This is a genomic window from Herbaspirillum sp. WKF16, from assembly GCF_028993615.1.
In the GTDB taxonomy this organism is placed as follows: Bacteria; Pseudomonadota; Gammaproteobacteria; order Burkholderiales; family Burkholderiaceae_D; genus Herbaspirillum.
In genome coordinates this window covers 4,075,637-4,097,352 of sequence record NZ_CP118632.1, presented here as the reverse complement: position 1 = coordinate 4,097,352, position 21,716 = coordinate 4,075,637, and the positions used below count along the sequence as shown (strand labels likewise).

Sequence of the window (21,716 nt, the reverse complement as noted above, 5' to 3'; positions counted from 1 at the left end):
GATGAGGTGGGGAGGCACCATTGCGGCGCGAAAAATGCAGCGGGCAGTTGCGAATTTGGATCCATTGCCTGCGCCTTTGGAGCCAAGCGAAAGCGACGGCGCAAGATCGGACGATATCACCGAAACGGCCGTGCGCAACATGCGTAAAGCGAGGTGTTGCTCCTGCTGATGCCGCGATCGTGGCGCCGCCCCGACTCGGGTAATATTGTCCTTGCACAGAAGGAATGTTCAATGGCCGGCGCTGGCCGGCGAGCCGCACGGCGCGGCAATGACGGAGAGAAATGATGTTTGCCACGGAAAAATTCACCGACCCCGAAGCCGCGTATGCGCGCGTGCTGGAAATCTACGAACACAACACCGCTATCCTGCGCGAGGCCTTCCGCAAGTTCTCGGCCAACGAAGCCCTGGAGCAGCGCGTGCGCGCCTGCTATCCGTTCGTGCGCATCACCACCGAGAAGGCGACCCATACCGACACCCGGCAATCCTTCGGCTTCGTTGCCGGCCCCGGCTGCTACCAGACCACGATCACCCGGCCGGCGCTGTTCCACAACTACCTGCTGAGCCAGTTCAAGCTGGTGCTGCAGAATCACCAGGCGCCGCTGGAGATCGGCGTGAGCGACCTGCCGATTCCGGTGCACTTCGCCTTCCCCGAAGGCATCCACGTCGAAGGCAGCCTCGATCCCGATCGGCTGCGCTCGCTGCCGGACGTGTTCGACCTGCCGGACCTGGCGACCATGGACGATCGCATCGCCAACGGCACCTACGAGGTCGACAACGGCGCATGGCGCGACGGCCTGCATCCGCTGGCGCTGTTCACCGGCCCGCGCATCGACTATTCGCTGCACCGGCTGCGCCACTACACGGCGACTTCGCCCGACCAGTTCCAGCGCTACGTGCTGTTCACCAACTACGCGTTCTACGTGGACGAATTCGTGCGCCTCGGCCGCCGCCTGATGGAAGCCACCGACGATCCGGAAGAACGCGCCTATCGCCGGCAATACACGGCCTTCGTCGAGCCGGGCAACGTCACCACCTGGAGCGCCAACCAGGAGGGCGGCGCGCAACCCTCGTCAGGCGTGGCGCCGGCGCGCCAGCCGCAGATGCCGGCCTACCACCTGCAGCGCGCCGACGGCACCGGCATCACGCTGGTCAACATCGGCGTCGGCCCTTCCAATGCCAAGACCGTCACCGACCACGTCGCCGTGCTGCGCCCGCACGGCTGGCTGATGCTGGGCCACTGCGCCGGGCTGTCGGCCTCGCAGCGCATGGGTGACTATGTGCTGGCGCACGCTTACGTGCGCGACGACCACGTATTGGATGACGACCTGCCGCTCTGGGTGCCGATCCCCGCGCTGGCCGAAGTGCAGCTGGCGCTGCAGGACGCGGTGGCCGGCATCACCAAGCTGGAAGGGTACGAGCTCAAGCGCATCATGCGCACCGGCACCGTGGCCTCGGTCGACGACCGCAACTGGGAGCTGCGCGACCACCGCACGCCGCTGCTGCGCTTCTCGCAGAGCCGCGCCATTGCGCTGGATATGGAAAGCGCCACCGTGGCCGCCAACGGCTTCCGCTTCCGCGTGCCGTACGGCACCTTGCTGTGCGTTTCGGACAAGCCGCTGCACGGCGAGATCAAGCTGCCCGGCATGGCCAACAGCTTCTACGAGCAGCGCGTGCACCAGCACCTGCAGATCGGCATTCGCGCGCTGGAGCTGCTGCGCAACAATGGCATCGAGCAACTGCACAGCCGCAAGCTGCGCAGCTTCGCGGAGCCGGCCTTCCGCTAATCCGAAGGCTGGCCGCCGGCGTCGGAGCTGGTGCCGAAAGCAAAACGCCCGCTGCATGGAGATGCAGCGGGCGTTTTGCATGGCGCTCAAGATGGATCAGGCGGCGCGATGCGCCAGCTTGTGGCTCAGGGTGAGGCGGTAGTACATGAAGGCGCCCAGCAGCAAGGCCGCTACCGCCACCCACAGGGACGGGGCGAACGAGCCGCTGCTGTGCACCAGCGCCGTGGCCAGCAGCGGACCGGCGATCTGGCCGATGCCGTAGGCCGCCGTCATCAATCCCATCAGGCTGCTGGCATGCGACTGGCGCAAACGGCGCGCCTCGCGCATGGCGAACAGGGTAATGGCGGTAAAGGGCAGGCCCAGCAGCAGGCAGCTCAGGGCGAAGCCGGCCGCGTTGGGCAGCAGGATCGACAACGCCACGCCGGCGGCTTGCATCACGTAGCTCCAGGCCAGCAGCCGGCGCTGGTCGCCGTGCACCGGAAGGCGGGTGGCGCCGAACGCGCCCAGCGCCACGCCGGCGCCGAAGATGGGCCAGAAGAAGTCGGGCCAGCTGGACCCCGGCAGGGCCTGGCGCGCGATGACGGGCAGGAAGGTGGCGGTGATGATGTAGCCGAAGCCGGCCATGCCGTAGGCAATCACTTGTTGGCGCACTTCGCGCTTGAGTTCGGGCGTCTCTTCGGGCGCCTGCTGCGCTTGCGCGGCGGCGCCGGCCGCGCCGACCCCGGCATCGAAGCTGAAAGTCTTCCAGATCAGCCCGGCCAGCGCCAGCGCGATGGCGCCGAACAGGATCCAGCCTGAGGCCGCCAGCCAGCCGGCGTTCACCATGGCGCCGGTCAGCAGGCCGGTGAGCGCGATGCCGATGCCGGGGCCGCAGAAGATCACGCCGCCCAGCTCGGGATGCCGCAGCTGCGTGAGCTGCTGCAGGCACCATCCGGCGGTATAGACGAATACATAGGCGCTGGCGATGCCGGAGAGAAACCGCCACGCCAGCCACATCGCGTCGTTGTGCATGAGGCCCATGGCCAGGGTCAGCAGGACGGTCGCGGCCAGGCCCGCGCGGATCAGCGGCACCGGCTTGTTGCTGCGATGAAAGGCGCACAGCATGGCGCCGACGAAGTAGCCGAGGTAATTGGCGGTGGCCAGCCAGCCGCCCATCTGCAGGTTGAGGCTGCCTTCGTGCAGCATCATCGGCAGCAGCGGGGTGAAGGCGAAGCGGCCGATGCCCATCGCGGCCGACAGCGCCAGCATGCCGGACAGGCAGATCCGCCACGCCATGGCGCGGCTTTGCGGTGGGGACGACGGGACGTTCATGCCGGCCCTCCCATGGTCGTTGCGGCATGGGACGGGCAGGGGAGGGGAAATGGGGCTGGGCGCTGGCGTCCCGGCCCCCGGCTACAGGGGAAATTCATGGCGTCCGGAGTGTTTTTATTGACGAGGGTGCCTATGCTATCGTGATTCCTTCATTCGAAAAAATGAATAATAAGAATGACTTCATCTTGAATAAAGAACGTAACGGAGGGCAAAGTGGAACTGGCCGAACTGGAAATCTTCCGCGCCGTGGTGAGCGAGGGCGGCATTACCCGCGCCGCGGAGCGCCTCAATCGCGTGCAGTCGAACGTCACCACGCGCATCAAGCAGCTGGAGGAGTCGATCGGCGTGCCGCTGTTCGTGCGCGACCGCCGGCGCATGGTGCTGACCGCGGCCGGCGAATCCTTGCTGGACTACGCCGAGCGCATCCTCGACCTGGTGCAGGAGGCGCGCGCGGCCGTGGCGCCGCAAAGCCCGCGCGGGCGGCTGCGCATCGGCTCGATGGAAAGCGCGGCAGCCAGTCGCCTGCCGGCGCCGCTGGCCGAATTCCATCGCCGCTGGCCGGAGGTGCGGCTGGAGCTGTCGACCGGCCCGACCGAGACATTGCTGGCGCAGGTGCGCGACTTCAAGCTCGATGCCGCGCTGGTGAGCGGCCCCATCGAGGATCCTGCCTTCGACGCCACGCCGCTGTTCAAGGAAGAGCTGTTGCTGGTGACGCCCAGGAGCCACCGGCGCGTGCGTTCCCCGGAGGATGTGGCGTTGGATACGCTGATCGTGTTCGAGCAGGGCTGCGCGTACCGGCGCCATGCCGAAGCCTGGTTCGCGTCGGCGGGCAAGGCGCGCCGGCCGGGGAGGATTTTGGAGTTGGCTTCTTACCATGCCATCCTGGCATGCGTGTCCGCCGGCGCGGGCGTGGCGGCGGTGCCGCGCTCGGTGGTGGCGATGCAGGTCGAGCCGCACGGCTTCTCGACTTATTCGCTTGGCAAGGATGGCCGGATGACCACTTACCTCATCAGTCGCCGCGAGCAATATTCGGCGTCCTTCCTTGCCTTGCGTTCTTTACTTATGGCCAGCGTTTGATATATTGAAATCCACCTTGCCGGGTACTTGTCGGCCGGTCTTTCCAGGGTATGAAGACGGCGTAACAATTTGTAAAAAAGACTGCGGCACAACAGCGATTTTTTTATATTGAAGTTCCCCCTCCATTCTCCCCCCCGAGAATGGGATTTGCCCCACGGACTGCAAAGGACGTGGGGCTTTTCTTTTGTATCTCCATTTTATCGATCCGCTGAAACCCTTGCCTGTACTGGTGTTGCGCGGTGGAAGGCAATGTGCCCGCGCACATCGGGCGACCTCCGTCCCCGTGTCGCGGGAAGATATTCTCACGCTGGTCCGATGACTACACCTGTATCGCCACGTCCTCGCGAAAGTAATGAAAATAACAATTCAGCGTGTTGTCAGCTTCAGCTTGTTCATCCGCGCGAGCTTCCCACCACCAGGTTGTCGCGGGCCGACGACTGGATCGCCAGCACGGCGGGATGGGTCAGGCGGCGCTCCACCGAGATGGCGTAGAACTGTTCCCGGATGGCATCCGTGCGGCCGATTTCCACCAGGCCATATTGCTTCTTGATCTGCGCGGCGATGGCGGCGGGCGCCGCGAAGATGCCCGCGCCGGCGTCGCCGAATGCCAGCAGCAGGGCGCCGTCGTCGAACTCGCCGGCGATCCGGGGGCGGATCTTTTGTTTCTCGAACCAGCGCAGCAGGCGCGGGCGTACCGCAGCGTCTTCTCCCGGCATCAGGAAGGGCGCGCCGTCCAGGCTTTGGGGGAAGCTCTTCCTGTAGCGCCGCGCCAGCTCCGGCGTGGCAAAGAAAGCGGTGTCGCATTCGCCCAGCAGGTGGTGGTAGCCGCGCACGTCGACATTGGGCGGCATCGGGCTGTCGGCGATGACGATGTCGAGGCGATGGATCGCCAGCTCGCCCAGCAAGACATCGAGCTTGCCTTCGCGGCACACGATGTGGATGGTTTCATCCATCGCCAGCGCGCTTTCCAGCAGCAGGTAGGCGATCGCCTTGGGCACCGCGTCGGCCACGCCCACGCGCAGTTGCAGCGCGCGCCCGCCGGGGCGAAAGCGCAGCGCCTCTTCCAGCTCCTCGCCGATGGTGAAGATGCGGTCGGCATAGTCGAACACCATGCGTCCTTCGTCGTTGAGCTCCAGCCTGCGGCCGACCCGATTGAAGAGCTTGTAGCCCAGGCTTTCCTCGAACAGCGCGATCTGCCCGCTGATGGTCTGCGCAGTCAGGTGCAGGCGTTCGCCGGCGCGGGCCACGCCGCCGCACTTGGCGACGGTCCAGAAATAGTGGAGGTGCTTGTAGTTGAGGGCGGCCATATTCTTCTATTCGGAAATTACGAATGATTATCTCAGAATATTCGAGTTTTCAATGAGGACGCTTTCTTCTACAGTGGCGGTGTTGCGCGGCTCCGGGACGATGCATTGCCCAGGTGTCGCGGCTTGCCAACCTGTCATGAAGGAGAGCTCCGATGAAATGTCCCGTCTGCACATCGACCAACCTGCTGATCTCGGAACGCCAGGGCATCGAGATCGACTACTGTCCGCAATGCCGCGGCGTGTGGCTGGATCGCGGCGAGCTCGACAAGCTGATCGAGCGCGCGCCGGCTGTGGCGCCGGCGCCGGTCCGGGCGCCGCAGCCGCTGCAGCCGCTGCAGCAGGGGTACGATCAGCGTTTCGGTCGCGGCCACCATCATGGCGACAGTCACGGCGGCGACTACAGGCGCAAGAAAAAGGGCTTCCTCGGCGAGATCTTCGATTTCGACTGAGCGGGCAAAGAACATCAGACCAAGAACCGAGAGGTAAATCGTGAATGGCGTAGAGAGCTTCGCAACCGTCCCCATGTGGGGCGGCTTCATCGTATTCGTGCTGGGCATGCTGGCGCTGGACATGTTTGCGCTGGGCGGGCGCAACGCGCACCGCGTGTCGCCCAGGGAGGCGCTGGGCTGGTCGCTGGCCTGGGTGTCGCTGGCGCTCCTGTTCGCCGGCGCCATGTGGTGGTACCTGGACGTCAACGTGGGGCGCGCATTCGCCAATGAAAAGGGCGCCGAGTTCCTGTCCGGCTACCTGATCGAGAAGGCCCTGTCGGTCGACAACATCTTCGTGTTCCTGATGATCTTCGGCTACTTCGCCGTGCCGCCCGAACTGCAGCGCCGGGTGCTGCTCTACGGCGTGATCGGCGCCATCGTGATGCGCGCCGTGATGATCCTCCTGGGCGCTTGGCTGATCGCGCAGTTCAGCTGGATCCTGTACCTGTTCGGCGCCTTCCTGGTGTTTACCGGCGTGAAGATGCTGCTGTTCGCCGACAAGGAACCCGACCTTGGCGACAACCCGTTGCTGCGCTGGCTGCGCAATCACCTCAAGATCAGCAACGAGTACGACGGCGAGAAATTCTTCTCCGTGAAAAACGGCGTCAAGTACTTCACGCCGCTGATGCTGGTGCTGCTGCTGATCGAGATTTCCGACGTGATCTTCGCGGTCGACAGCATTCCGGCGATCTTCGCCATCACCAAGGATCCGTTCATCGTCTTCACGTCGAACATGTTCGCGATCATGGGCCTGCGCGCGCTGTACTTCCTGCTGGCCGATTCCGCCGAGCGCTTCCACCTGCTCAAGTACGGCCTGGCGCTGGTGTTGCTCTTCGTCGGCCTGAAGATGCTGGCGGCGTATTGGTTCCACATTCCGGTGCTGTGGTCGCTGGCGGTGGTGGGCGCGATCCTGCTGGTGTCCATCGTCCTGAGCCTGGCGCTGTCGAAGGACAAGAAAAGCGCCTGAGCGGGGAGCCGAATGGTGTGTGGTGCAGGGCCTGGGCCGGCCGGAGCGATCCGGCCGGTTTTTTTTACCCTGGGGATCATGCCGAATCGGCAATGGGGAATTAATTGGGGACGGAGCGCATTAGAATGTCGGCTCCATCTTCCGTCCTCATGCGAACTGCCATGGCCCGCCTTCCCCGCCTCGTCGCCCCCCACCAGCCGCATCACATCATCCAGCGCGGCCACGACGGCGTGAGCATCTTTCGCGACGCCGACGATCACCTGGCCTTCCTCGGCTGGCTCAAGGAGGCGGCGCGCCAGTTCAAGCTCGCCATCCATGCCTATGTGCTGATGCCGGATCATATCCACCTGCTGGCCACGCCCGCCGACGACCAGGGCCTGGCACGGATGATGCAGTGGATAGGGCGCCACTACGTCCCGTACTTCAACCAGAAATACGGCCGCAGCGGCACCTTGTGGCAGGGGCGCTACCGCGCCACCGTGGTGGACGCCGAGCTCTACCTGCTGGCCGTGTGCCGGTACATCGAGCTCAATCCGGTGCGCAACGGCCTGGTCGCGGCGCCCGGCGACTACCCTTGGTCGAGCTACATGCATCACATTGGCGCAAAACAGGATGGCCTCGTTACCGACCATCCCCGTTACTGGTCGATCGGCAATACGCCTTTCGACCGCGAAATTGCCTATCGGCAGTTGACCGAAGAGGCGCTGTCCCAGGATGACGTGGCCACCATTACCGACGCCACGCTCAAGGGGTGGGCGCTGGGCTCGGAGGATTTCAAGGTGGCGCTGGAGCGGCAGACGCGCCGTCGCGTAAGCCCCGCCAAGCGAGGCCGGCCGATGCTGGCGAAGGCGCCCGCGGCCGATGGTGACGCCGGCGACGAGTCGTAGTAGCAGTCTTTTAAGCAAGCATCTGAAAAAAATAAATCTTTTAAATCAATTGCTTAGTTCAGTCTTCTTTACTGTGTCCCTAATTAAAATTTCCTAGAAATCGTGAGGAAATTAAATTAACTCCGACCCCTTTTATTTTCATTGAACTATTGGGTGCACTGCACTATTCTTCAAATCCTTACTGTCAATGTGGTGGAGTACCGTTATGCACGCGCAAGGCCTTTACGACCCAGCAAATGAACATGACGCCTGCGGCGTCGGTTTCATCGCCCACATCAAGGGCAAGAAATCCCATTCCATCGTTGACCAGGGTTTGCTCATTCTGAAGAATCTGGACCACCGGGGCGCCGTCGGCGCCGACCCGCTGATGGGTGACGGCGCCGGCATCCTGATCCAGATTCCCGACCAGTACTACCGCGACGAGATGGCCAAGCAGGGTGTGGACCTGCCGCCGCCGGGCGAATATGGCGTAGGCATGGTGTTCCTGCCCAAGGAAAACGCCTCGCGCATCGCCTGTGAACAGGAAATCGAACGCGCCGTGCTGGCCGAAGGCCAGATCGTGCTGGGCTGGCGCGACGTGCCGGTCGACACCGACATGCCGATGTCGCCCACCGTGCGCGAAAAAGAACCGGTGATCCGCCAGATCTTCATCGGCCGCGGCCCGGACATCATGGTGACCGACGCGCTGGAGCGCAAGCTGTACGTGATCCGCAAGTCGTCCGGCCACGCCATCCAGGCGCTGAACCTGCTGCACGGCAAGGAATTCTTCGTGCCCTCGATGTCGGCCCGCACCGTGGTCTACAAGGGCCTGCTGCTGGCCGATCAGGTCGGCGTGTACTACAAGGACCTGCAGGACGAGCGCTGCGTCTCGGCCCTGGCCCTGGTGCACCAGCGCTTCTCCACCAACACCTTCCCCGAGTGGCCGCTGGCCCACCCGTACCGCCTGATCGCCCACAACGGCGAAATCAACACCGTCAAGGGCAACTTCAACTGGATGCGCGCCCGCGAAGGCGTGATGCAGTCGGCCGTGCTGGGCTCGGACCTGAAGAAGCTGTTCCCGCTGATCTATGAAGGCCAGTCCGACACCGCCAGCTTCGACAACGCGCTGGAGCTGCTGGTCATGGCCGGCTACCCGTTGCCGCAGGCGATGATGATGATGGTGCCCGAGGCCTGGGAAAACCACACCTCGATGGACGACAACCGTCGCGCCTTCTACGAATACCACGCCGCCATGATGGAACCGTGGGACGGCCCGGCCGCGCTGGCCTTCACCGACGGCCGCCACATCGGCGGCACGCTGGACCGCAACGGCCTGCGCCCGGCGCGCTACATCGTCACCGACGACGACCTGGTGGTGATGGCTTCCGAATCCGGCGTGCTGCCGATTCCCGAATCCAAGATCATCCAGAAGTGGCGCCTGCAGCCGGGCAAGATGTTCCTGATCGACCTGGACGCCGGCCGCATCATCGACGACAAGGAACTGAAGGACACCTACGCCAACGCCAAGCCCTACAAGCAGTGGATCAACTCGGTGCGCGTCAAGCTGGACGAACTCGAGAACGAGCCGCGCCAGGCCGCGTCCGAACTGTCGCTGCTGGACCTGCAGCAGGTCTTCGGCTACACCCAGGAAGACGTCAAGTTCCTGATGGCCCCGATGGCCACCAGCGGCGAAGAGGCGATCGGTTCCATGGGCAACGACTCGCCGCTGGCGGTCATGTCCAACAAGAACAAGCCGCTCTACAACTACTTCCGCCAGCTGTTCGCGCAGGTGACCAACCCGCCGATCGACCCGATCCGCGAAGCCCTGGTCATGTCGCTGGTGTCCTTCATCGGACCCAAGCCCAACCTGCTCGACACCAACAACATCAACCCGCCGATGCGCCTGGAAGTGACGCAGCCGGTGCTGGACTACGACGACATCGCCAAGCTGCGCAACATCAGCGCACACAGCGGCGGCAAGTTCAAGTCGCATGAACTGAACATCTGCTATCCGGTCGCCTGGGGCAAGGAAGGCATCGAAGCGCGCCTGGCGTCGCTGTGCGCCAAGGCCGTGGACGCGGTCAAGTCGGGCCACAACATCCTGATCGTGTCCGACCGCAAGGTCGGTCCCGACCAACTGCCGATCCCGGCGCTGCTGGCCACCTCGGCAATCCACCAGCACCTGGTCAGCAAGGGCCTGCGCACCTCCACCGGCCTGGTGGTGGAAACCGGCTCGGCGCGCGAGACCCACCACTTCGCGCTGCTGGCGGGTTATGGCGCCGAAGCCATCCACCCGTACCTGGCGATGGATACGCTGTCCGAAATGGCGCGCGGCCTGCCGGGCGACCTGTCGGCCGACAAGGCGATCTACAACTTCCAGAAGGCGGTCGGCAAGGGCTTGCTGAAGGTCATGTCCAAGATGGGCATCTCGACCTACATGTCCTACTGCGGCGCGCAGATCTTCGAAGCCATCGGCCTGTCCAAGGCGCTGGTGGACAAGTACTTCAAGGGCACCGCCTCCAACGTCGAGGGCATCGGCGTGTTCGAGGTGGCCGAGGAAGCCTTGCGCCTGCACACCGCGGCCTTCAGCGCCGACCCGGTGCTGGCCAACGCGCTGGATGCCGGCGGCGAGTACGCCTTCCGCATCCGCGGCGAAGAGCACATGTGGACGCCGGACGCGATCGCCAAGCTGCAGCACTCGACCCGTTCGAACAGCTACAACACCTACAAAGAGTACGCCCAGATCATCAACGACCAGTCCAAGCGCCACATGACGCTGCGCGGCCTGTTCGAGTTCAGGATCGATCCGTCGCGCGCCATCTCGATCGATGAAGTGGAGCCTGCCAAGGAAATCGTCAAGCGCTTCGCCACCGGCGCCATGTCGCTGGGCTCGATCTCGACCGAGGCGCACGCCACGCTGGCCATCGCGATGAACCGCATCGGCGGCAAGTCCAACACCGGCGAAGGCGGCGAAGACGTCAACCGCTATCGCAATGAGCTCAAGGGCATCCCCATCAAGCAGGGCGCGACCCTGGCCTCGGAAATCGGCCGCGAGCACATCGAAGTCGACATCCCGCTGCAGGAAGGCGACTCGCTACGTTCGCGCATCAAGCAGGTGGCCTCGGGCCGTTTCGGCGTGTCCGCCGAATACCTGATCTCGGCCGACCAGATCCAGATCAAGATGGCGCAGGGCGCCAAGCCGGGCGAAGGCGGCCAGCTGCCGGGCCACAAGGTGTCGGAATACATCGCCAAGCTGCGCGTGTCGGTGCCGGGCGTGGGCCTGATTTCGCCGCCGCCGCACCACGACATCTACTCGATCGAAGACCTGGCGCAGCTGATCCACGACCTGAAGAACGTCAACCCGCGCGCCTCGATCTCGGTCAAGCTGGTGTCGGAAGTGGGCGTGGGCACGGTCGCCGCAGGCGTGGCCAAGGCCAAGTCCGACCACGTCGTGATCGCCGGCCATGACGGCGGCACCGGCGCTTCGCCGCTGTCCTCGATCAAGCACGCCGGCTCGCCCTGGGAACTCGGCCTGGCCGAAACCCAGCAGACCCTGGTGCTCAACGGCCTGCGCAACCGCATCCGCGTGCAGGCCGACGGCCAGATGAAGACCGGCCGCGACGTCGTCATCGGCGCCATGCTGGGCGCCGACGAGTTCGGCTTCGCCACCGCGCCGCTGGTGGTGGAAGGCTGCATCATGATGCGCAAGTGCCACCTCAACACCTGCCCGGTGGGCGTGGCCACGCAGGATCCGGTGCTGCGCGCCAAGTTCTCGGGCAAGCCCGAGCACGTGGTCAACTTCTTCTTCTTCATCGCCGAAGAAGCGCGCCAGATCATGGCCCAGCTGGGCATCCGCAAGTTCGACGAGCTGATCGGCCGCGCCGACCTGCTGGACCGCACCAAGGCCATCGCGCACTGGAAGGCCCGCGGCCTGGACTTCAGCCGCATCTTCCACCAGCCTGAATCGAACCTGCCGGTCTACCACACCGACTATCAGGATCACGGCTTGGACAAGGCGCTGGACCACAAGCTGATCTCCCAGGCGCAGCCCGCGCTGGAAAAGGGCGAGAAGGTTTCCTTCATCTCCACGATCAAGAACTTGAACCGCACCGTCGGCGCCATGCTCTCGGGCGAAGTCGCCAAGCGCTATGGCGACGAAGGCCTGCCGGATGACACCATCCATATCCAGCTGCAAGGCACCGCAGGCCAGTCGGCCGGCGCCTTCCTGGCCAAGGGCGTGACCCTGGACCTGGTCGGCGAAGGCAACGACTACGTCGGCAAGGGCCTGTCGGGCGGGCGCATCATCGTGCGTCCGAACACCGAGTTCCGCGGCCGCGCCGTGGACAACATGATCTCGGGCAACACCGTGCTGTACGGCGCCATCACCGGCGAGGCCTTCATCAACGGCGTGGCCGGCGAGCGCTTCGCGGTGCGCAACTCCGGCGCCATCGCCGTGGTGGAAGGCACCGGCGACCACGGTTGCGAATACATGACCGGCGGCACCGTGGTGGTGCTGGGCAATACCGGCCGCAACTTCGCCGCCGGCATGTCGGGCGGCATCGCCTACGTGTACGACCCGGATGGCGATTTCGCCACCAAGTGCAATACCTCGATGGTGGCCCTGGACAAGGTGCTGGCCGACACCGAGCAAGCGCACGAAGTGGCCCGCAATGTCTGGCACAGCCTGTCGCGAGGCGGCGAGCGCCAGACCGACGAAGCCATCCTGCGTGGCTTGATTGAACGGCACTTCAAGTACACCGGCAGCACGCGCGCGCGCTACCTGCTGGACAACTGGGCGGCCTCGCGCGCGAAGTTTGTGAAGGTCTTCCCGACCGAATACAAACGCGCGCTGGCAGAACTGGCCGCCGCTGCCGAAGCCAAGAAGGAGAAGGTCGCCGCGTAACCAGCGCAGCGTACTTTCGGATCAATCAAGCACGCCGGCGGGCGTGGCGAACTCAATGAATAATTCATCGCCGCCCGCCGCATCCTTAGCGAGAAATGTGAGAGGAAAATGGGAAAAGCAACCGGTTTCATGGAATACCAGCGCCTGAAAGAGGCCAGCGAAGCGCCTGCCGCACGCACCAAGCACTACAAGGAATTCGTCCTGCACCTGAGCGAAGGCGACGCCAAGATCCAGGGCGCGCGCTGCATGGATTGCGGCATTCCGTTCTGCAACAACGGCTGCCCGGTCAACAACATCATTCCTGACTGGAATGACCTGGTCTACCGCGGCAACTACAAGGAAGCGCTGGATACCCTGCATTCGACCAACAACTTCCCCGAGTTCACCGGCCGCATCTGCCCGGCGCCGTGCGAAGCGGCATGCACCCTGGGCATCAACAACGACGCCGTGGGCATCAAGTCGATCGAGCACTTCATCATCGACAAGGGCTGGGAAAACGGCTGGGTGGTGCCGCAACCGGCCGCCATCAAGACCGGCAAGAAGGTGGCCGTGGTCGGCGGCGGTCCCGCCGGCATGGCGGCGGCGCAGCAGCTGGCGCGCGCCGGCCACGACGTGACCCTGTTCGAGAAGAACGATCGCGTCGGCGGCCTGCTGCGCTACGGCATCCCCGACTTCAAGATGGGAAAATCGCACATCGACCTGCGCGTCGAGCAGATGGCGGCTGAAGGCGTGACCTTCCGCACCGGCGTCTTCGTCGGCAAGGATTTCCCTGAGACCGTCACCAACTGGTCCAAGGAAACCATCTCGCCGGAGCAGCTGCAAAAAGACTTCGACGCCATCATCATCTCCGGCGGCGCCGAAGCGCCGCGCGACCTGCCGGTTCCCGGCCGCGAGCTCAAGGGCGTGCACTTCGCGATGGACTTCCTGCCGCTGCAGAACAAGGTCAACGCCGGCGACAAGCTGAAGAACCAGATCATGGCCACCGGCAAGCACGTGGTGGTGATCGGCGGCGGCGATACCGGTTCCGACTGCGTGGGCACCTCCAACCGCCACGGCGCCGAAGCCGTGGTCCAGTTCGAACTGATGCCGCAGCCGCCGGAATCGGAGAACAAGCCGCTGGTGTGGCCGTACTGGCCGATCAAGCTGCGCACCTCGTCCTCGCACGAGGAAGGCTGCGAGCGTGATTTCGCGGTCACCACCAAGCGCCTGGAAGGCAAGGGCGGCAAGGTCGAGAAGCTGATCGCGGCGCGCGTCGAGTTCAAGGACGGCAAGATGGTGGAAGTGCCCGACTCCGAGTTCGAAGTGAAAGCCGACCTGGTGCTGCTGGCCATGGGCTTCGTGTCGCCGGTGCAGCAGGTGCTGGACGCCTTCGGCGTGGAGAAGGATGCCCGCGGCAACGCGCGCGCCACCACCGACGGCGAAGGTTGCTACAAGACTTCGGTCGACAAGGTGTTCGCCGCAGGCGACATGCGCCGCGGCCAGTCGCTGGTGGTGTGGGCGATCCGTGAAGGACGCCAATGCGCCCGCGCAGTGGACGAGTTCCTGATGGGCGCCTCGCTGCTGCCGCGCTGATTCCGAACCGACAACAACGATTTAGCTTCATTTGACCTGGACCCGGGCAGACGCAAGTCTGTCCGGTTTTTTTTCGTGCGCAACACGCCGCAGAGAGGGATGCCGCTGCGTAGGACGCTCAAGTAAAATGTCACGATTCGCCAACCAGGCGCAGGCAAGGACCCACATGGCCAATCCAATCCGCTACACCATCTCCTCCAGCGATCCCGCATCCCACATGTATGACGTCACCGTCACGGTCGACAAGCCGGCCGCCGATGGCCAGGTGTTTTCCCTGCCGGCCTGGATCCCGGGCAGCTACATGATCCGCGAGTTCGGCAAGAACATCGTGCAGTTGCGCGGCGAGTCGGGCGGGCGCAAGGTGGCGGTGAAAAAGCTGGACAAGCACACCTGGCAGGCCGCGCCATGCGGCGGCGCGCTGACCTTGTCCTACCAGGTCTATGCCTGGGATCTTTCCGTGCGCACCGCGCACCTGGACCAGACCCACGGCTTCTTCAACGGCACCAGCGTGTTCCTCGCGGCGCATGGCTTCGAGGGCGCGCAGCATGTGGTCGACATCGGTCGTCCGCAGGGCGAGGCGTTCAAGCGCTGGCGCGTGGCCACCTCCTTGCCCGAGCTCAAGGCCCGGCGTTATGGTTTCGGCAGCTACGCGGCGAAGGACTACGACGAGCTGATCGACCACCCGGTGGAAATCGGAGATTTCGCGCTGGCCAGCTTCAAGGCGCACGGCGCGCAGCACGACGTGGTGATCACCGGCCGCGTACCCAATCTCGACATGGCGCGCCTGTGCGATGACCTGAAGAAGATCTGCGAAGCGCAGATCGCCTTCTTCGAGCCCAAGAAAAAGCGCGCGCCCATGCAGCGCTACGTCTTCATGACGCTGGCGGTGGGCGACGGCTACGGCGGCCTGGAGCATCGCGCCTCGACCGCGCTGATCTGCTCGCGCGCCGACCTGCCGGTCAAGGGCAAGCCTGAACAGACCGACGGCTACCGCACCTATCTCGGCCTGTGCAGCCACGAGTACTTCCACACCTGGAACGTCAAGCGCATCAAGCCTGCGGTGTTCGCGCCCTACGACCTGCGCCAGGAGAACTACACCTCGCTGCTGTGGCTGTTCGAAGGCTTCACCAGCTACTACGACGACCTGTTCCTGGTGCGCACCGGCGTCATCGATACCGACAATTACTTGAAGCTGCTGGCCAAGACCGTCACCGGCGTGCTGCGCGGTTCGGGCCGCAAGAAGCAGAGCGTGGCCGAGTCCAGCTTCGACGCCTGGGTGAAGTACTACCGCCAGGACGAGAACGCCGCCAACGCCATCGTCAGCTACTACACCAAGGGTTCGCTGGTGGCATTGGGCCTGGACCTGACGATCCGCGCGCAGACGCGCGGCCGTCGCTCGCTGGACGACGTCATGCGCGGCCTCTGGGAGCGCCATGGTCGGGACTTCTATGAGGGCGGCGCGCAGGGCGTGCCGGAGGATGGCATCCTGGCGCTGATGGAAGAGCTGAGCGGCGCCGACCTGAAGCGTTTTTATGAGCGCTTCATCCGCGGCACCGAGGACCTGCCGCTGGGCGAGCTGCTGCCGGCCTTCGGCGTGAGCTATGACGATGCGCTGCCCAGGGACGCCAAGCCCTGGCTGGGCGCGCGCGTGAGCAAGGACGGCGGCGACGCCAAGCTGGCCGTCGTGCATGAAGGCGGCCCGGCGATGCAGGCCGGCCTGTCGGCGGGCGACAAGCTGGTGGCCATCGATGGCCTGCGGGTGCCGGCGTCGGGCGCGGATGGCCTGTTGGCGCGCTATCGCGTCAACGATACGGTACGTGTGCACGCCTTCCGCCGCGACGAGCTGATGGAGTTCACGCTCAAGCTGAAGGCCGATGTCGCGCCGCAGGTGACGCTGGCGGCATTGGGCAAGCCGGCGGCCATGGTGCGCCAGCGGGAATCCTGGCTGAAGTTGAAGGCCTGAGCGTGCAGGGAGCGATGCCGGCAACGACGGCAATAAAAAACCCGCCATCAGGCGGGTTTCTTATTTGAAGCGGAAGCGAATTACTTGGCTTCTTCGGCGCCTTCAGCAGCACCGCCTTCAGCGGACACTTGACCGGCCGGCACGGTGGCGGTGGCGATGGTCAGGTTTTCCTGGGTCACGGCGGTCACGCCGTTGGGCAGCTTCAGGTCAGCCAGGTGGATCGATTGGCCGACGTCCAGCTTGGCCAGGTCGACTTCGATGAATTCCGGCAGGTTGCCCGGCAGGCAGGACACGTCCAGTTCCGAAGCGACGTGGCTGATGATGCCGGCGTGCAGCTTGACGGCAGGCGACACTTCAGCGTTCACGAAGTGCAGGGGCACCTTGGTGTGCAGCTTCTGGGAAGCGTCCACGCGTTGGAAGTCGACGTGCAGGACCAGTTGCTTGTATGCGTGGACTTGGAAGTCGCGCAGCAGCACTTGTTCGACCTTGCCTTCGATTTCCAGGTCCAGGATGGACGAGTGGAAGGTTTCCTTCTTCAGCGCGTGGTACAGCGCGTTGTGGTCCAGAGCGATGTTCAGCGGGGCAGCGGTGCCGCCGTAGACGATGCCGGGAGTTTGGCCGGCAATACGCAGGCGGCGGCTCGCTCCGGTGCCCTGTTCTTTGCGCGGAAAGGCGATGACTTTCATGTTAAAGCTCCAATGTTGGCAAGGCGCGTCGTTGCGTTGACGTATGCCCTGCGTGGTAAATATCCCCCGCGACCAGGGGATATGAAAAACCCCGCCGCAGGATTGCGGCGAGGCGAATTCGAATCTGTCTTACTCGGCGAACAGCGACATGACGGAGTCGCCCTTCGTGATGCGCTTGAAGGTCTCGGCCAGCAGGTCGGCGCAGGTCAACTGACGCACCTTTGGGCAGCCGCGCGCGGCGGGCGACAGCGGGATGGTGTCGGTCACCACCAGCTCGTCCAGCGGCGAATTGCTGATGCGGTCGATCGCGGGGCCCGACAGCACCGGGTGGGTACAATAGGCCACCACCTTCTTGGCGCCGCGTTCCTTGAGCACTTCGGCGGCCTTGGTCAGGGTGCCGGCGGTGTCGACCATGTCGTCCATGATCACGCAGTTGCGGCCTTCGACTTCGCCGATGATGTTCATCACTTCCGAGACGTTGGCCTTCGGGCGGCGCTTGTCGATGATCGCCAGGTCGCAGCCCAGGCGCTTGGCCAGCGCGCGGGCGCGCACCACGCCGCCGACGTCGGGCGACACGACCAGCAGGTCGTCGTAGTTCTTGGCCACCAGGTCGCCCAGCAGGATGGGCGAGGCGTAGATGTTGTCCACCGGAATGTCGAAGAAGCCCTGGATCTGGTCCGCGTGCAGGTCCATGATCAGGACGCGCTCGACGCCGGCTTCCTGCAGCATGTTGGCAACCACCTTGGCCGAGATCGCGACGCGCGCCGAACGCGGGCGGCGATCCTGGCGGGCGTAGCCGAAATAGGGGATGGCGGCGGTGATGCGGCCGGCCGATGCGCGCTTCAATGCGTCGACCATGATCATGATTTCCATCAGGTTGTCATTGGTCGGCGCGCAGGTCGACTGCAGCACGAAAACGTCTTTGCCGCGAACGTTTTCATTGATCTCCACCATGACTTCGCCATCGGAGAACTTGGAAACATTGGCCTTGCCCAGCGGGATACCGAGTTTTTCAGCGACGCCTCGCGCCAATTCCGGATTGGCGTTGCCGGTAAAAACCATCAGGTTTTCAAGTGCCATGTGGGTATCCCTGAATGCAAACGTTATAAAGTCGAAAAGCCGACAATGCTTGACTGATGGGTCTCACATTGACGGCTTATTTTTTTGACTGGACATCTGGCCGACCGGCCGGTCCTTAATTTAATGGCAGGGGAACAAGGAGTCGAACCTTGGAATGCCGGAATCAAAATCCGGTGCCTTAACCAACTTGGCGATTCCCCTACGCAATCTGCTGTTTGCCGTTTCATCGCGCGCTCAGGCGCGCAGATTCTTCGTCAAACCAATTCTTCGCTACGACTTCACTAAATGGGCGAGAGGATGTTCCTGCATCGCTTTGGCTTTCCAGCCGATCCAGCGCGAAGGCAAATGTTTCAGCACTTCGTCTGCCTGCTGTTCGTGTTCGAATGCACAAAACACACAGGCGCCGGATCCGGTCATTCTGGCGTTCCCGAACTTGCTCAGCCATTCGACTGCTTCCGCAATTTCAGGGAAATGCCGGCTTGCCACCATTTCCAGATCGTTCTTCCCGAAGCTCGAAGCAACTTGTTTCGTCGCATCAGGAAAGTCCGTTATTCTGACGGCTTCGGTATCCCTTGTCAATTGTTTCGATGAAAAAATTATTGCGGTCGGAACCGAGACCCCGGGTTCGATCACCACATACCAGCAATCGGCCGTCGCCAGCGGGGACAGCGCTTCGCCCACGCCCTCGGCGAAGGCGTTGCGGCCGAAGATGAAGAAGGGCACGTCGGCGCCCAGTTTCAGGCCGATCTCCATTAATTTCCGGCGCGTGAAGCCGGTCTGCCATAAATGGTTCAGCGCCAGCAGCGTGGTGGCGGCGTCCGACGAGCCGCCGCCCAGCCCGCCGCCCATCGGCAATATCTTGTTCACCGTGATGGATGCGCCCAGTTCGGCGCGGCCGGCGGTCTCGCGCAGCAGTTTGGCCGCGCGCACCACCAGGTCGCTTTCTTCCGGCACGCCGGGGATGTCGTTGGCGCGCGCGATGCGGCCGTCGTCGCGCACGGTGAAGTCCAGCGTGTCGCAGCGGTCGATCAGCTGGAAGGCCGATTGCAACAGGTGATAGCCGTCCGGCCGGCGGCCGGTGACGTGCAGGAACAGGTTGAGCTTGGCGGGCGCCGGGCAGGCGGTGAGGGCAGTGGTCATGCGGGGAGCTTCGATGTCAGGTACCCAGGTGCGGCTCAGGGCTGGTTCCAGCTGTCGACCGCGATGCGGATGGCGACCTTGCCGGCTTGTTCGGTATTGCGCGTCATGTCGATGCGCTTGGGGCGGATTTCTCCGCTGGCGGGATCGGTCTGCCAGTTGGCGTACACCACGCGCCAACCGTCCCGCGTGGAAAAGCCGGTCTCTTCTTGCCCGGGCGTGGCGGTGAAGGTCTTGCCCGCGACGTCGGTGCCGGTGCCTTGCAGCCAATGCCGCATGCCCGAGACCGGCAGCGGCCAGCCCAGCGCCTGTGCGGCCAGTTCATCCACGTCCGGCGCCACTTGCGGCGCGCGGCCGGACTGCACCAGCGTGGCGATGCCCGGCTTGACGTTGATGGTGGCCACGGTCTGGCCCAGCGGCGAGAGCATTTCCAGGTCGATTTCGCGCGGCGCCTGCTTCCAGATGAAGCTGCCGTGCAGCGACTGCGGCGCGTTGCCCTGTTCATATTGGACCGAGATGCGGCCGGCCAGGCTGATGCTTTCCCGGTATGCCGGGGCGCTGCCGGAGCCCGCCTGCGTGGATTGCTGCAAGTCGGCGCAGCCGGCCAGCAGGGCCGCCAGCGACATCGCGCCGACAGCGGCCGCGCGGCGCAGGGCGGCCATCGGGCTTGCTTGCCTCGCCTGCATCATGGCTTGACGTTGAGCCGCGCCAGCGTGCTTTTCAGGACTTCGTTGTCGGGATCCTTGGCCTGGACTTCGCGCCAGACCTGGCGGGCTTCGTCCTGCTTGCCGCGCGTCCACAGCACTTCGCCCAGGTGCACCCCGATCTCCACATCCGGGCGCAGCCCATAGGCGCGCCGCATCTGCGTTTCGGCCTGGTCGAGCTGGCCCATGCGGAACTGGATCCAGCCCAGGCTATCGGCGATGAAGGCATCCTGCGGCGCCATCTCGGCCGCCTTGCGGATCAGCTCCAGCGCTTCCGGCAGGCGGATGTTGCGATCGGCCAGCGAGTAGCCCAGCGCGTTATAGGCGTGCTGGTTGCCCGGCGCCAGCGAGATCACGCGGCGCAGCGACTTTTCCATCTCGTCGTACTTGCCGAGCTTCTCCAGCACCATCGAATAGTCGTACAGCAGGTCGGTATTGTTGGGGAAGCGCTCGATGCCGCTCTTGAGCACGTCGGCGGCTTCCTGGTTGCGGTTGGCGTCGCGCAGCAGCAGCGACTCGGCCTGCAGCAGCTGCAGCTGTTCGGCATCGGTGGACGATTCCGACTGCGCCGCCTCCAGCGCCTTGCGCGCGCCGTCGATGTCGGTCTTGCGCGCCAGCAGCTGGGCGCGGCGCACCTGGATGTTGACGTAGCCGTCCGAACCCGGCTCGGCCTGGTCCAGGTAGCGCAGCGCGGCGTCGTAGTCCTGGCGCTCCTCGGCGATGCGCGAGAGCAGCAGGATGGCCTGGCTCGGGTCGCGGTCGTCCTCGGGCTGGGCGGCCAGCACCTGCAGGTAGCGCTTGAGATAGTTTTCGGCATCCTTCAGCTGGTCGGTCTGGGCCGAGAGCACGCCCAGCGCGAACAGCGTGGTCGGGTCCTCGCCGTCTTCCTTGAGCAGCGCCTCGAACTGGCTGCGCGCCTGCTTGAAGTCCTTCTGCTCGACCAGGCTGCGGGCATAGGCGACGCGCACTTCGCGCGAATCCGGATACTTGCGCAGGAACTCGGTGATAAGCTTGGTGGCTTCCTTGGTGTCGGGCGCGACTTGGGCCGCGGTCAGGATCGCAAGCTCGGAATCGGGCTTGATCTTCAGCGCGGCGCGCGCCTCGCGCTGGGCATAGGTGGCGTCGCCCACGTTGAAGGCGGCCTGCGCCAGCGCCAGGTGGGTTTCCATCAGGTCGCCGTAGGGCTGGGTCACCTTCTGCAGGATGGCGAAGCTGGACTGCTTGTCCTTGGCCCGCGCCAGCAGGCGCTGGATCTGCAGGATCATCGGCCCGCGCGCCTGCGGCGCGGCGTCGGCCAGGCGCTGGGTCAGCAGCGGCTCGATCTCGTCGACGCTGTCGGAGAGCATGATCAGGCCCAGGTAGTTTTGCAGGGCCTCATCCGAATGCGGGGCCAGTTCGGTCCACAGGCGCACCGCCACCAGTGCCTCGGCGGGCTGGCGCGCGGTGACCGCGATCTCGGCGGCGCGCTTGGCCAGGCGCGGATCGCGCGTCTGCTGCGCGGCCGACAGGATGGTCACATAGGCCGATTGCCATTGGCCGCGCTGGAAGGCGATCTCGGCTGTCAAAACCTTGTACAGGATGTCTTCGCTCAGCTCGACCGCCGGCAGCGCGTCTTCCTGCTGCTGGGTGCGGGCCTTGGGCGATTTCTTGCGGTTGGCCGCCGCCGACTTGGCCGAGGCCGTCTTCTGGTCCTGCGCGGCGGCGTTCGCCTGGTCGCCGGACTGCTGGAAGCTCGCGCATGCGGACAACAGCAAGGTGCTGGTTAGGAGGGCGATGGTTTTTTTCAAGGTGTCGTCCTGACGATTCTGGAAGTTTCGATTTTACGCCCAAGCGCTATTGCTTTGCTGTAAGCGGAGTGTAATGCATCCTGG

At 64.4% G+C, this 21,716-nt stretch carries 15 protein-coding genes and 1 tRNA gene; 8 read left to right on the top strand and 8 right to left on the bottom strand.

Annotation, left to right across the window (positions count from 1 at the left end; genetic code table 11):
* Positions 1 to 284: 284 nt before the first annotated feature.
* Positions 285 to 1,784, top strand: a complete 1,500-nt coding sequence (locus tag Herbaro_RS18485; RefSeq protein ID WP_275011071.1) for an AMP nucleosidase — start codon at positions 285 to 287, stop codon at positions 1,782 to 1,784.
* Positions 1,785 to 1,880: 96 nt separating this feature from the next.
* Here the strand turns inward: Herbaro_RS18485 and Herbaro_RS18480 are convergent, their stop codons facing one another.
* On the bottom strand, positions 1,881 to 3,095 hold the full coding sequence (locus tag Herbaro_RS18480) for a YbfB/YjiJ family MFS transporter (RefSeq protein WP_275011070.1): 1,215 nt from the start codon (positions 3,093 to 3,095) through the stop codon (positions 1,881 to 1,883).
* Positions 3,096 to 3,308: 213 nt separating this feature from the next.
* Here Herbaro_RS18480 and Herbaro_RS18475 point away from each other — a divergent pair, with 213 nt between their 5' ends.
* Complete coding sequence (locus Herbaro_RS18475; protein WP_275011069.1) at positions 3,309 to 4,172, top strand: LysR family transcriptional regulator; 864 nt, start codon at positions 3,309 to 3,311, stop codon at positions 4,170 to 4,172.
* A 392-nt stretch (positions 4,173 to 4,564) separates the two neighbouring features.
* On the opposite strand, the gene nhaR is transcribed toward Herbaro_RS18475, so the two are convergent.
* Entirely contained in the window at positions 4,565 to 5,479 is a 915-nt protein-coding gene (gene nhaR, locus Herbaro_RS18470) for a transcriptional activator NhaR (RefSeq protein ID WP_275011068.1), read from the bottom strand.
* A gap of 152 nt (positions 5,480 to 5,631) precedes the next feature.
* Between nhaR and Herbaro_RS18465 the strand changes: the two genes are divergently transcribed.
* The 6 genes from Herbaro_RS18465 (at position 5,632) to Herbaro_RS18440 (ending at position 16,238) form a co-directional block, all read left to right on the top strand.
* Positions 5,632 to 5,928, top strand: coding sequence for a TFIIB-type zinc ribbon-containing protein (locus tag Herbaro_RS18465; RefSeq protein WP_275011067.1), 297 nt, complete (start codon positions 5,632 to 5,634; stop codon positions 5,926 to 5,928).
* A 40-nt stretch (positions 5,929 to 5,968) separates the two neighbouring features.
* Positions 5,969 to 6,934 (top strand): TerC family protein, encoded by a 966-nt coding sequence (locus tag Herbaro_RS18460; protein WP_275011066.1) that lies wholly within the window; start codon positions 5,969 to 5,971, stop codon positions 6,932 to 6,934.
* Between the two features lie 161 nt (positions 6,935 to 7,095).
* Entirely contained in the window at positions 7,096 to 7,821 is a 726-nt protein-coding gene (locus Herbaro_RS18455; protein WP_275011065.1) for a transposase, read from the top strand.
* Positions 7,822 to 8,026: 205 nt separating this feature from the next.
* Positions 8,027 to 12,703, top strand: a complete 4,677-nt coding sequence (locus tag Herbaro_RS18450; RefSeq protein WP_275011064.1) for a glutamate synthase-related protein — start codon at positions 8,027 to 8,029, stop codon at positions 12,701 to 12,703.
* Positions 12,704 to 12,811: 108 nt separating this feature from the next.
* Positions 12,812 to 14,275: a glutamate synthase subunit beta gene (locus tag Herbaro_RS18445; RefSeq protein WP_275011063.1), complete on the top strand. Its 1,464-nt coding sequence runs from the start codon at positions 12,812 to 12,814 to the stop codon at positions 14,273 to 14,275.
* Between the two features lie 166 nt (positions 14,276 to 14,441).
* Positions 14,442 to 16,238, top strand: coding sequence for a M61 family metallopeptidase (locus tag Herbaro_RS18440; protein ID WP_275011062.1), 1,797 nt, complete (start codon positions 14,442 to 14,444; stop codon positions 16,236 to 16,238).
* An 80-nt stretch (positions 16,239 to 16,318) separates the two neighbouring features.
* On the opposite strand, the gene Herbaro_RS18435 is transcribed toward Herbaro_RS18440, so the two are convergent.
* The 6 genes from Herbaro_RS18435 to Herbaro_RS18410 form a co-directional block, all read right to left on the bottom strand.
* Positions 16,319 to 16,924: a 50S ribosomal protein L25/general stress protein Ctc gene (locus Herbaro_RS18435; protein WP_275011061.1), complete on the bottom strand. Its 606-nt coding sequence runs from the start codon at positions 16,922 to 16,924 to the stop codon at positions 16,319 to 16,321.
* 129 nt (positions 16,925 to 17,053) lie between these two features.
* Positions 17,054 to 18,004, bottom strand: a complete 951-nt coding sequence (locus Herbaro_RS18430; RefSeq protein WP_275011060.1) for a ribose-phosphate pyrophosphokinase — start codon at positions 18,002 to 18,004, stop codon at positions 17,054 to 17,056.
* 124 nt (positions 18,005 to 18,128) lie between these two features.
* Positions 18,129 to 18,205, bottom strand: a tRNA-Gln gene (locus Herbaro_RS18425).
* 69 nt (positions 18,206 to 18,274) lie between these two features.
* A complete protein-coding gene (ispE, locus tag Herbaro_RS18420; protein ID WP_275011059.1) occupies positions 18,275 to 19,144 on the bottom strand; it encodes a 4-(cytidine 5'-diphospho)-2-C-methyl-D-erythritol kinase in 870 nt (289 codons plus the stop codon).
* Positions 19,145 to 19,179: 35 nt separating this feature from the next.
* A complete protein-coding gene (gene lolB / locus Herbaro_RS18415) occupies positions 19,180 to 19,803 on the bottom strand; it encodes a lipoprotein insertase outer membrane protein LolB (RefSeq protein WP_275011058.1) in 624 nt (207 codons plus the stop codon).
* A 23-nt stretch (positions 19,804 to 19,826) separates the two neighbouring features.
* Complete coding sequence (locus Herbaro_RS18410; protein ID WP_275011057.1) at positions 19,827 to 21,632, bottom strand: tetratricopeptide repeat protein; 1,806 nt, start codon at positions 21,630 to 21,632, stop codon at positions 19,827 to 19,829.
* Between the last annotated feature and the right edge of the window lie 84 nt (positions 21,633 to 21,716).